The sequence below is a fragment of the Mesorhizobium sp. genome (assembly GCF_004962925.1).
Classification (GTDB): domain Bacteria; phylum Pseudomonadota; class Alphaproteobacteria; order Rhizobiales; family Rhizobiaceae; genus Mesorhizobium.
In genome coordinates, this window is the sequence record NZ_SUEO01000185.1 from 2,091 (window position 1) to 12,562 (window position 10,472).

A 10,472-nucleotide genomic window follows, 5' to 3' on the forward strand; every position below is an offset into this window, starting at 1 on the left:
CGGCTCGCCGGCGCCGTCGATGAGGGCTACGGTCTCGCGCTGGTTGGAAATCGCGATACCGGCGATGCGTTTCGCATCAACCGCACCGACAAGCTGTCTCAGCGCCGCCGTCGCGGCCCGCCACCAGTCGGTGACCTCCTGCTCGACATAGTCGGGCCTCGGCTTCATCAGATCGAGGGGCGCGCGGCCTTCCGCCACGGCTCGTCCGTCCCGGCTCCAGGCGATCGCCTTGCAGGATTGCGTGGAACTGTCGAGGCCGACGACAAGAGGTCCGTCGCTGCTGCCCATGATTGTCCTCCCGAGACAATGAGTTCCGCCGAGTACTGGTCATTCCGAGTGCTGGTCATTCCAAGAGAATGTTCGCGGTAGCCATATCGGTGACAAAATGCGTCGCGTATCCGCCGCCGAGCCCAGCCCTGATCGCCCCCATCTTGCGGGCGCCACCGGCCGCGCAGATGCGGACGGGCACCGCTTTCAGTTCGTCGAGCGTGATGCCGACGGTGCGTCCGTCGAGCGGCGTAGCGAAAGGGGCTCCTTGAGCGTCGATGAACCGCCCGATGATGACCCCGAGCGCTCCCTGCTCGATCATGCCGGCAAGTGCGGCGGCATCCGATATCCCGGCTCGGGCATAGGTGCTCTCCGGCCCGATATCGCCGATCCCGAAAATGACCTTGCCGGCCGCACGTATCATACGGAACTGGTTGACGAGCATCGGCTCCTGCATGAGTTCGTCGTGCAGTTCCTCGGTAGAGACGATCGCTGGAGCAAGCAGGTTGATGCAGCGGGCGCCGAGCCGATTGGCCATCAGCGAGGTACAGAATTCCGGCGAGAAATCGCTGGTGCCGATCGAGCTTCCCGAGAGCTGGACGACGGTGAGGTCTCGATCATGCCGTAGTCGTGGGATCGAGCGGGCGGCAGCGAGCACCGTTTTTCCCCAGGCCACGCCGATTGTGTCACCCGGAGCGACCATGGACGCGAGCAACCGTCCTGCCGCTTCGCCGATGCGGCGGTCGGCATCGTTGGGATCGAGGTCGGGGATAACCGCCGCGCCGCGAAGTCCGAATTTTTCCATGAGACGTCGCGAGGTCAAGGTGCGGGCAAAAGCGTCGTGGTCGACCTGCACGGCAACAAGTCCGCTTTCTCGCGCCTCCTGCAGATAGTGCACCACGCTCGCCCTGGAGACGTTCATGACCTTCGCCACATCGCTCTGGTTGAGCTGATCGACATAGTAGAGCCAGGCAGCCCATGCCACCGCGCTGTCGAATTCGGACGGCAGTGCCGAGAGCCCAGATGGTCGGACCGCGTCGATGTCGGCGTTGGCATTCATGTCCCTTTTTCCGCAGGTTTGCAGAACGAAGTCAAGCGTTGCGGGCAGAAGCTTGACAAAAGACAGTGATAGGTGACTATTGTTCGATCACGCAGCGCGCCTGCGTCTCGATCAGAGCGTTGCCCCAGAAGAGGACGCCATGACCAATCCGGCAGCCGGATCCTGGACGATCTTAATCGACGACATTTTGGACGGGAACTGGACCAGCCCGGAGACCGGGAAAAAGGCCGTGGTCCCGTATGACCGGATTGTTATCGAAGAAAGCCTCGAAGGGCGGGCGGCCGATCTCGTTTCGGAGCTCGACCTGGGTGAGCGGTTCACGGTCGTTGCGGATGCCGCGACCTATGATGCGCTAGGCGAGCGCGTTGCGCGCGAACTGAAGACACTCGGCCCTGTCGATGTCGTGATATTGGATCACCCACATGCCGACATGGCCAACGTCGAAAGCCTGGCTGTCAAACTCGCGGATGCGGACGCCGTGGTCGCAGTCGGTTCCGGTACGATCAACGATCTCTGCAAGTTCGTCACCGGAAGGAATGAACGGCGCTACTGCGTATTCGGGACGGCCGGTTCGATGAACGGCTACACATCGACGACAGCGTCCATCACACTTGAAAGCGGCCTGAAGGTGTCGCTCCCTTCCCACGCGCCATCAGGCTTTTTCGTCGATCTTGGCGTCTCCGCTGCCGCCCCGACCTATCTCTCGGCGGCGGGGTTCGGTGACTGCCTTTGCCGCTCGGTTGCCCAGATCGACTGGTGGATGTCGCACCGCCTGCTTGGCACTGCCTACCATCAGGTACCGTTTCTCATCCAGGAAAAGGATGAGGCGGCGCTCAACGAGCGTGCGGCAAAGCTTGCCGAACACGACATCGAGGCCAATGGCTATCTCTATCGCGTTCTGACGCTCTGCGGCCTCGGCATTTCCTTCACCGGTGTCTCCAATCACGGTTCCATGGGCGAGCATCAGGTATCGCACTACATCGACTGCTTCGCCGGCGAGCGTCACCCCGGTACGCTCCACGGCACCCAGGTCGGCGTCGCTTCACTCACCATGGCGCGACTGCAGCAAGCAATGCTTGCAAGCGACAAGCCGCCGGTGGTGAAGGCGACGAAGATCGATCCTGACGACATGATCCGCCGCATGGGGCCGGCTGTCGCCGCACAATGTCTCGACGAACTGAAGAAGAAGGCCTTCGACGAGACTGCCGCCGCCGCATTCAACGAGCGGCTGCAGGAGTTCTGGCCGACGCTCAGGCAGGAGCTCAAGCAATTCATGGTGCCTGTCGACGAAATGCAACGCCTGCTGAAATCTACCGGCGGCCCGATTTCAGCGGCCGAATTGGGCACACCAGCCGATTTCTATCGCGAGGCCGTCGTTCATTGCCGGGAGATGCGCAATCGCTTCTCCTTCCTCGACATTGCTGCGGATGCAGGAATGCTGGAGGATTTTGCTCGCGGGGAAGCCTGACCGGATGCGCGATCTCGCCGAATTCGGACCCGAATCTGCGTCGCGCATTCGCGGCGTCTTCTGCGATATCGACGACACGTTAACTACCGAGGGCCGTCTTCCGGCCGATGCTTACCGTGCGCTCGAACGCCTGCATGAGGCGGGCCTCGTCGTTGCTCCCATTACCGGGAGACCCGCAGGCTGGTGCGACATGATTGCCAGGTTCTGGCCGGTGACCGGCGTGGTCGGCGAAAATGGCGCTTTTTACTTCGCTTATGATCAGGCAACGCGAAAGATGATCCGGGTTTTCGCGGCGAGCGCTGAGGAACGCCGGGAAAACAGGCACAGGCTCACCGAACTGGAAAAGCGCATTGTCCAGGAAGTACCGGGTTCGGCCGTATCGGCTGACCAGCAATATCGCGCAGCCGATCTGGCCATCGACTTTTGCGAAGATGTTCCGGCGCTGCCGATGTCAGATGCCAGGCGCATCAAGCAGATTTTCGAGCAGGCCGGCGCTGTCGCCAAGATTTCGTCGATCCATGTGAATGGCTGGTTTGGCCGATACGACAAGCTGTCGATGACGCGCCGCTTTGCGAGCGAGAGGCTGGGAACCGATCTCGATGCTGAAAGACAGGCCTACGCATTCGTCGGGGACAGCCCGAACGACGCCCCGATGTTCGGGTTCTTTCCGAACTCGTTCGGGGTCGCGAATGTGATGGATTTCCAGGGGCACATCGACGCCGAACCCGCTTTCGTCGCCAGGTCGCGGGGTGGCCGCGGCTTCGTCGAGATTGCCGATATGATCTTGGCAAACCGGAGGTCGAGGGTGGTCTGATCGGCCGGCGCGAGGTGTGCGGCCGCAAAAGACGCAAAGGATGTTCTGCAGGTGATGGAACCGGACCAGGGACGGCTTAGGAAAGATCCGCCGGCAGTCTGCTTTCAGATGCCAGTCTGCTTTCAGATGAAAGCGGGCGCGATGCACCAGGCAGCATCGCACAGCACCTACCGCAATCCCGGCCGGTGGATGTCAAAGCGAACTGCCCGTCTCCTGGTCGGTGATGAGGCCGGTGAAGAAGCCCTTTTCCAGGAGCTTGGCCATGATGCCGACCTTGTTCTTTCCGCCGGAAACAAGGATGCGTTTGGGAATGTTCAGCGTGTCGAGAGGATAAACCCCGACAATGCGTTCATTGACGGGATGGTCGATGAGTTCGGCGTTCCGGTCGAAGAAATAACCGAGAAAGTTCCCTATCGGCTTCATTCTCAGGACGTCGTCGAATTCCTCGTCCGTCATATAACCGACGCTCCGAAGCGTCGAGCTGGTTGTGCCGCCGACGCTCATCAGCGCAAGATCGGCGTTCAGCGCCTTCTGGATAACCTCACGCGCGCTCGGTTGCTGCAGGATCGTCTCGCGGCTTTCGCGGCTGTCGCAGATGATGGGTCCAGGGAGATAATAGGATTCGGCCTGAGTGCGCTGGGCAAAGACGGCAGCGGCGTCGTATTTGTCGATCGACGACCGGCGCGACAGAGAGCCGAGAAGCGGCACGACGGTAACGTTCCTGAGCGCCACCGGTTCGATGTTGGAAGCGAGCCATCTCATGGTTCGACCCCATGCCATGGCGACCGTCATGTCGTCCCTGAGCAGCGTCTCGACGGTCTGCGCGGCATAGATGCCGATCACTTCGGAGAGCCCGAGCTCCGACCCGGTGTCATCAGGCGTGACGCTGCATATGTCGAGCCGGTACTTCCGCCTGAGCTGTTCTTCCATTTCGAGCGCCTGGGACGTCCCGGCGTTGATGCGGATCGAGACGATGCCGCGCTCCTTCGCCTCGGCCAGCAGCCTGTGGATCTTGGTGCGGTTGATCTGCAGCCGCTCGGCGATGGCCTGCTGTGTTTCACCCAGCACGAAATATTGATGGGCAACCCGTGCCAGGAGGCCGATCGACGTCATGAGGGTCCTCCGATGCTGGTGGCGCACCCGTCCGAAAGCCGCTGTCGCCGGCCAACAAGTGCTTGCCACGGACATGGTGACGATATAGCATTTGAACAAATGCACAAGATATGAACATTTGTGCATCGCAAAACGAAGCGGTTCGGGAGGAACGCGTGCGGGTTGCCCAAGCCAGACGTTTCGTCATTTCGGACCATCCGCTGCCCTGGCTGGCGCCGCTGGTGGCAATCCTACTTGTCTTCACCGTTTACCCCCTGATCTACAACATCTGGCTGAGCTTCCACGAGTTCGTCCCGCGCAGGCGGGCGCTCGAATTCGTCGGTACGGAAAACTGGGTGCAGCTCGGGAACGACACGCGCTTCTGGCAGTCGCTCGTCATCACCTTCACCTATTTCGCCATCGCCCTGGTCTTTGAACTGGTGCTCGGCATGGCGATCGCGCTGCTCCTGGACAGCGACGGCTTCGGTTTCGGATTCCTGCGCGGCGTGCTGACGATGACGCTCGTCATCCCGCCGGCCATTGTCGGCATGATGTATCTGCTGATGGAGGATCCGCAGTTCGGGGTGATCAGCTATCTCCTGCAGTCGATCGGGCTGCTCAATCCGAACAACCCCATCCTCGCCACGGCATCGACCGCGCTTGCCGGCGTTCTCGTCGCGGAAATCTGGCAGTGGACACCGTTCATGGTCCTCATCTTTCTTGCCGGTCTCAGGGCGCTGCCGCCGGAGCCTTACGAGGCCGCGATGATCGACGGCGCGTCGTCGTTCCAGATTTTCCGGCGCATCACCCTGCCGATGATGTCGAAGGTGATCGCGATCGCCGTCCTGGTCCGCGGCATCGATCTCTTCCGCGTCTTCGACTACGTCTTCGTCATGACGTCCGGCGGGCCGGGAGCGTCGACCTATTCGCTGTCTCTCTATGCATGGCAGCAGACGTTCAGTTTCGTAAAGTGGGGCTACGGAGCCACGCTCAGCCTCGTCACCCTCGTGATTATCCTCGTCATTGCCAACGTCTTCATCCGTATCGCGAAGGTGAGATGGTAAAATGAACGGCTCCTTCTCGACGCGCATGCTTCGCACCATCGCCGCCTGGGTTGTGGTCGCAGTCTTCTTCTTTCCGATCTACTATTGGACGTCGGTGGCGTTCAAACACGGCAATGACATCTTCAACCGGCCGCCGAAACTATTCGCTTTTACGCCGACCTTCGACAATTTCCAGAAGGTGTTCGGGATTTCGCTGGGCAGCGGCGGCATCACCGTGACGCCGGGCGGCGGCAATTTCTACATGGCACCCCGCGTCTGGGATTCGATCGTGATCGCGACGCTGTCGACCCTGCTCGCCGTCGTCATCGCCACGCTTGCCGCCTATGCCCTGTCCCGCATGAACTTCCGCGGCCGGCACAGTTTCGTCGGATGGGTATTGTCCACGCGCATGATGCCGCCCGTCGCGGTCGCGGTTCCGATGTTCTTCATCTACAAGAATTTCGGGCTCATCGACACCTATACCGGCATGGTGCTGATCCACGCGCTGATGAACCTGCCGCTCGCCGTCCTCCTGATGAAGAGCTTCTTCGACGACATTCCCTCCGAGATCGACGAGAGCGCGATCGTCGATGGCGCCAGCCGCTTCATGATCTTCCGGCGGATCGTGCTGCCGATGGCCAAGGGCGGCATCGCCGCCACGGCGGTGCTCTGCTTCATCTTCAGCTGGACCGAATTCCTCTTTGCGCTGACCCTGACCACCACGTCGCTCAAGACCGTGCCTGTCGTGTCGTCGACTTTCGTCACCTCGATCGGCACCGCCTGGGGCAACATGGCCGCGCTTGGCGCAGCATCCATCATTCCCGCTTTCATCTTCATTCTGTTGGTTCAAAAGCACCTCGTGCGCGGTCTCACGATGGGATCGTTGAAACAATAGATGGGAGGCTCGAATTCGCAGCCTTGTGAAAATCGCGAATTAAACCGGAGGAGTAGACAATGAAAGACAGCATCAGAAAGGCGCATCTTGCCTCTGTCACCGATCGCTTCGTTCGCGGACAGATGGACCGGCGCTCGTTTCTTCGCGCAGCAAGCATTCTCGGCCTCGGCGCTGGCGCGCTCGGCATGGGCTTGGGACGACGTCCGTTCTACGGCATCAGCCAGGCATCGGCTCAGGAACAGGAGCTAAAGCCCAGCGCCGAAGTCACCAAGTGGCTCTCGGATGTCGGCAAGCCGTTTGCCGGAACGACGCTTCGTCTCGCCACGGAATCGACGCCGCCGTCGAATGCCATCGCCACGCAGCTCAAGCAGTATTTCGAGGAGGCTACCGGCATCAAGGTCGAGATCGAAGTGCTGCCGCTCGAGCAGGTGCTGCAGAAGCTGACGCTCGACGTGGCGTCGAGCCTCGGCACCTACGACCTCTACTATATCGACCAGAGCTGGGCGGCGAGCTTCAGCCAGGACGTCTTCGATCCGCGCGAGCAGCTCAAGAACGCCGATCTGGCAATGCCGAACTACAACATCGACGACTTTCTGAAGCCGCTCGTCGACGGTATCGCCATGTACGAGGACAGGATGGTCGGCGTGCCCTACGACATCCCGATCTTCATCATGCAGTACCGCAAGGACGTCTGGGACGAGCTCAAGCTGCCGCCTCCGGCTACGCTGGACGATTTGCTGCAGGCGTCTGCGGCGATCACCGACGCCAAGGGCCCGAACATGTACGGCACCAGCGGCCAGATGAAATCGGGCCATTACAGCCTCGAATGCGATTGGACGGCCTGGCTTTGGGGCCATGGCGGTTCGATTTTCGGCGCCGACGGCAAATTCACCGGCAATGACGAAGCTGGCTTGGCCGCCATGGCCTACTGGGACAAGCTCAAGGCGACGATGCCGCCCGGCGTCGACGGCTGGACATGGGATGGCGAGGGCCAATCGGTCGGCCAGGGCGTCGCCGCCTCGATGCTGTCCTGGGGCGAATTCTTCCCGTTCTTCGACGATCCCAATGCCTCCAAGGTCTCCGGTCTGATGGAAGCGATGGTTCCGCCGAAACCTGCCGCCACGCTACGCACGGTCGAACAGACCGGATACGGCGAAATTCCTGGCGTTGGTCACCAGGGCGGTTCTTCGCTCGCGGTGTCGAAATACTCGAAGAGCCCGGACGCTGCCTGGATTTTCATGCAGTGGGCGACCTCGGCCGATACCCAGGCGCTGATAACCGTTCTGGGTGGCGGTACCGGCCCAACGCGCACCAGCGTCTATGACGATCCGCGCGTGCTGGCCAACGCGCGTGTCGGCGCCGGCACGACCCGCCATTTGCCGGTCGTGCGCGACACCATCGCCAACTACATGGGATCTGAGCCCGACCTGCCGGCATGGGCAGAACTCTCGAGCGACATGATCCCGGTTGCGCTGGGCAAATACTTCGCCGGCCAGTCGGGCTCGGCCAAGGAGTCGCTCGATGCTCTGAAAACCCAGGTCGACGATCTCGTCGCCAAGGGCTGAGTGTTCCAGGGTGGCGGCTTGGCCGCCACCCTGGGTATCGACAATTCCCAAGAGGAAAAGCAATGGCTGGAAAACAGCTTGTAGCGGTGACAGGAGCCAGTTCTGGTATCGGCGAGGCGGTCGCCAAGGTGTTTTCGCGCGCCGGTCACCCTGTTCTGATGATGGCCCGCCGTCTGGAGCGCATGGAGGCGCTAAACCTGCCCGACAGCATGGCCCGGCAGGTCGATGTCCGGGACCGCGCCGCAATCGCAGCCGCCGTGAAGGAGGCGGAGGCCGAATACGGACCGGTCGACATGCTATTCGCCAATGCCGGCATCGCGCGTCTTGCCGACATAGGCCGCCAGCCACCCGAGGAATGGGACGAGATGATCGATATCAACACGAAAGGCGTGCTGAATTCGGTCCATGCCGTGATGTCGGGGATGATGGAGCGCCGCCATGGGACGCTGTTCATGATGAGCTCGATCGCTGGCCGGAAGGTCTATCCGGATCATACCGTTTACTGCGGGACGAAATTCTTCGTTCACGCCGTATCGGAATCGCTGCGCGACTATCTTTCCGATTACGATGTCCGCGTGGTCGTGCTTTCGCCCGGTGTGATCGAAACCGAAGTTCTGAGCGGCGTCCTCGATCCGCAGACATTAGCCAACTACAAGGCCAACAAGCTCAAGATCGGCGGCGGGATCGGGCCGGAGCATGTCGCTGACCTCATGCTGCACACCTACCAGATGCCACAGAACGCCCTCGTGCAGGAAATCGTCATCACGCCGACCAGGCAGAAATACTGACGACCCGAATCCGGGCTTCTGGAGAGAGAGAATGGCCACCGTAGAATATAAGAATATCGCCAAGAGTTTCGGGCATGTCGAGGTGATGAAGGACATCTCCTTCGGCATTGCCGACCGCGAATTCGTCGTGCTTCTTGGGCCGTCCGGCTGCGGAAAGACCACGCTCCTGCGCATGACAGCAGGGCTCGAGCGCGTGAGCAGCGGCGATCTGTTGATCGGCGACAGGCGGGTCAACGATGTTCACCCGCGCGATCGCGACATCGCGATGGTGTTCCAGAACTACGCGCTCTATCCGACCATGAAGGTGTTCGACAATATCGGCTTCAGTCTCGAAGTGGCGAAAGTGCCAAAGGCGGAGATTAGGAAGAAAGTCGAATGGGCGGCGGAAATCCTGAATCTTACGCCCTACCTAGGGCGCTATCCCAAGGAACTGTCGGGTGGTCAGCGCCAGCGCGTCGCCATGGGCCGCGCCATGGTGCGGAATGCTGCCGTCTTCCTTTTCGACGAGCCGCTCTCCAATCTCGACGCGAAGCTGCGCACTCATATGCGCGTGGAAATCCGCCAACTCCACAATCGTCTCGGCACGACCACGATCTACGTCACCCATGACCAGATCGAGGCGATGACGATGGCTGACAAGATCGTGCTGATGCACGCCGGAAGGATCATGCAGATCGGCACGCCCGACGAGGTCTACGAGCGCCCGAACTCGAAATATGTCGCTGATTTCATCGGCTCGCCTTCGATGAATTTCATCGCTGGCGCTGTCGAGACCGCGGGCGGCAGTCCTCGCTTCGTTGCCGAAGGCGTGTCGATCGGCCTCTCACCGGAGATCAAGGCGAAGCCAGGCCAAAAGGTCATCATGGGTGTCCGGCCAAACGATCTCGGCATTTCGGATGCGGGGGAGATCAAGGGCGAGGTCGTGCTGTCCGAAACGACCGGTGCGGACGTCCAAATTCATTTGCGTGTGGCGGGATATGACGCCGTCGCCGTGGTGCCGCGTGACGAGCGCCGCAACGCCGGCACCGCGATCAATCTTTCGGTACTGCCGGGCAAGGTGCACCTCTTCGATGCGGCCACGGAACTGCGTGTCGCCTGAGGGGATTCGAAGGCGTGGATGTGACCCGGCAGCGCGCTGCCTCAGCCCTTTAGGCTGAGATAGTCAGCCAAAGCCACCGCGTTATTATGCAACTCGTCCTGGGCGCCGTAGAGCAGCGTCAGCCGGCCGTTGTCGAGCAGGGCGCGCAACTGGCCGACCGCGTCCCCGTTCCTGTCGAGCTCGTCGCGATATCGCTGCTGGAATTCCATCCAGCGCGTCGGCTCGTGGCCGAACCATTTGCGCAATTCATCGCTTGGCGCGATGGTCTTCAGCCATAGCGTCAGCTCGGCGTCTTCTTTGCGGACGCCGCGCGGCCATACGCGGTCTATGAGCACCCGCTGCCCATCGCTAGGCGAGGGCGGCTCGTAGATGCGCTTGACC

Annotated in this window: 11 protein-coding genes; 7 read left to right on the top strand and 4 right to left on the bottom strand. The window is 61.1% G+C overall.

Going from position 1 to position 10,472, the window contains the following annotated elements; translation table 11 throughout:
• Both E5W87_RS27350 and E5W87_RS27355 read right to left on the bottom strand, forming a co-directional pair.
• Nucleotides 1-288: FGGY family carbohydrate kinase (locus tag E5W87_RS27350; RefSeq protein WP_292404734.1), on the bottom strand; the 288-nt coding region annotated here is incomplete at its 3' end.
• Between the two features lie 55 nt (nt 289-343).
• Nucleotides 344-1,327 carry a sugar-binding transcriptional regulator gene (locus tag E5W87_RS27355; protein WP_292404737.1) on the bottom strand — a complete coding sequence of 328 codons (984 nt, stop codon included), beginning with the start codon at nt 1,325-1,327 and terminating at the stop codon, nt 344-346.
• A 139-nt stretch (nt 1,328-1,466) separates the two neighbouring features.
• On the opposite strand from E5W87_RS27355, the gene E5W87_RS27360 reads away from it, so the two are divergent.
• Together E5W87_RS27360 and E5W87_RS27365 are read left to right on the top strand one after the other, a co-directional pair.
• Nucleotides 1,467-2,795: a sn-glycerol-1-phosphate dehydrogenase gene (locus tag E5W87_RS27360; protein WP_292404739.1), complete on the top strand. Its 1,329-nt coding sequence runs from the start codon at nt 1,467-1,469 to the stop codon at nt 2,793-2,795.
• Between the two features lie 4 nt (nt 2,796-2,799).
• Nucleotides 2,800-3,609 carry an HAD-IIB family hydrolase gene (locus tag E5W87_RS27365; RefSeq protein WP_292404741.1) on the top strand — a complete coding sequence of 270 codons (810 nt, stop codon included), beginning with the start codon at nt 2,800-2,802 and terminating at the stop codon, nt 3,607-3,609.
• 192 nt (nt 3,610-3,801) lie between these two features.
• Here the strand turns inward: E5W87_RS27365 and E5W87_RS27370 are convergent, their stop codons facing one another.
• Nucleotides 3,802-4,722 carry a sugar-binding transcriptional regulator gene (locus tag E5W87_RS27370; RefSeq protein ID WP_292404743.1) on the bottom strand — a complete coding sequence of 307 codons (921 nt, stop codon included), beginning with the start codon at nt 4,720-4,722 and terminating at the stop codon, nt 3,802-3,804.
• Between the two features lie 155 nt (nt 4,723-4,877).
• Here E5W87_RS27370 and E5W87_RS27375 point away from each other — a divergent pair, with 155 nt between their 5' ends.
• The 5 genes from E5W87_RS27375 (at nt 4,878) to E5W87_RS27395 (ending at nt 10,091) form a co-directional block, all read left to right on the top strand.
• A complete protein-coding gene (locus tag E5W87_RS27375; protein ID WP_292404745.1) occupies nt 4,878-5,765 on the top strand; it encodes a carbohydrate ABC transporter permease in 888 nt (295 codons plus the stop codon).
• 1 nt (nt 5,766) lies between these two features.
• Nucleotides 5,767-6,639 carry a carbohydrate ABC transporter permease gene (locus E5W87_RS27380; protein WP_292404748.1) on the top strand — a complete coding sequence of 291 codons (873 nt, stop codon included), beginning with the start codon at nt 5,767-5,769 and terminating at the stop codon, nt 6,637-6,639.
• 59 nt (nt 6,640-6,698) lie between these two features.
• Complete coding sequence (locus E5W87_RS27385) at nt 6,699-8,204, top strand: extracellular solute-binding protein (protein ID WP_292404749.1); 1,506 nt, start codon at nt 6,699-6,701, stop codon at nt 8,202-8,204.
• A 62-nt stretch (nt 8,205-8,266) separates the two neighbouring features.
• The gene (locus E5W87_RS27390; RefSeq protein ID WP_127314342.1) at nt 8,267-8,992 is read left to right on the top strand and encodes an SDR family oxidoreductase; all 726 of its coding nucleotides are present in this window, start codon (nt 8,267-8,269) and stop codon (nt 8,990-8,992) included.
• A 31-nt stretch (nt 8,993-9,023) separates the two neighbouring features.
• Nucleotides 9,024-10,091 (top strand): ABC transporter ATP-binding protein, encoded by a 1,068-nt coding sequence (locus E5W87_RS27395; protein WP_292404751.1) that lies wholly within the window; start codon nt 9,024-9,026, stop codon nt 10,089-10,091.
• A gap of 41 nt (nt 10,092-10,132) precedes the next feature.
• Here E5W87_RS27395 and E5W87_RS27400 read toward each other — a convergent pair.
• On the bottom strand, nt 10,133-10,472 hold a 340-nt coding region (locus E5W87_RS27400), incomplete at its 5' end, for a DUF488 domain-containing protein (protein ID WP_292404754.1).

Coding starts and splice junctions, on each gene's coding strand:
- E5W87_RS27385 (WP_292404749.1), top strand. CDS start 6,699: ATGAAAGACAGCATCAGAAAGGCGCATCTTGCCTCTGTCACCGATCGC.
- E5W87_RS27395 (WP_292404751.1), top strand. CDS start 9,024: ATGGCCACCGTAGAATATAAGAATATCGCCAAGAGTTTCGGGCATGTC.
- E5W87_RS27355 (WP_292404737.1), bottom strand. CDS start 1,327: ATGAATGCCAACGCCGACATCGACGCGGTCCGACCATCTGGGCTCTCG.
- E5W87_RS27365 (WP_292404741.1), top strand. CDS start 2,800: ATGCGCGATCTCGCCGAATTCGGACCCGAATCTGCGTCGCGCATTCGC.
- E5W87_RS27390 (WP_127314342.1), top strand. CDS start 8,267: ATGGCTGGAAAACAGCTTGTAGCGGTGACAGGAGCCAGTTCTGGTATC.
- E5W87_RS27370 (WP_292404743.1), bottom strand. CDS start 4,722: ATGACGTCGATCGGCCTCCTGGCACGGGTTGCCCATCAATATTTCGTG.
- E5W87_RS27360 (WP_292404739.1), top strand. CDS start 1,467: ATGACCAATCCGGCAGCCGGATCCTGGACGATCTTAATCGACGACATT.
- E5W87_RS27380 (WP_292404748.1), top strand. CDS start 5,767: ATGAACGGCTCCTTCTCGACGCGCATGCTTCGCACCATCGCCGCCTGG.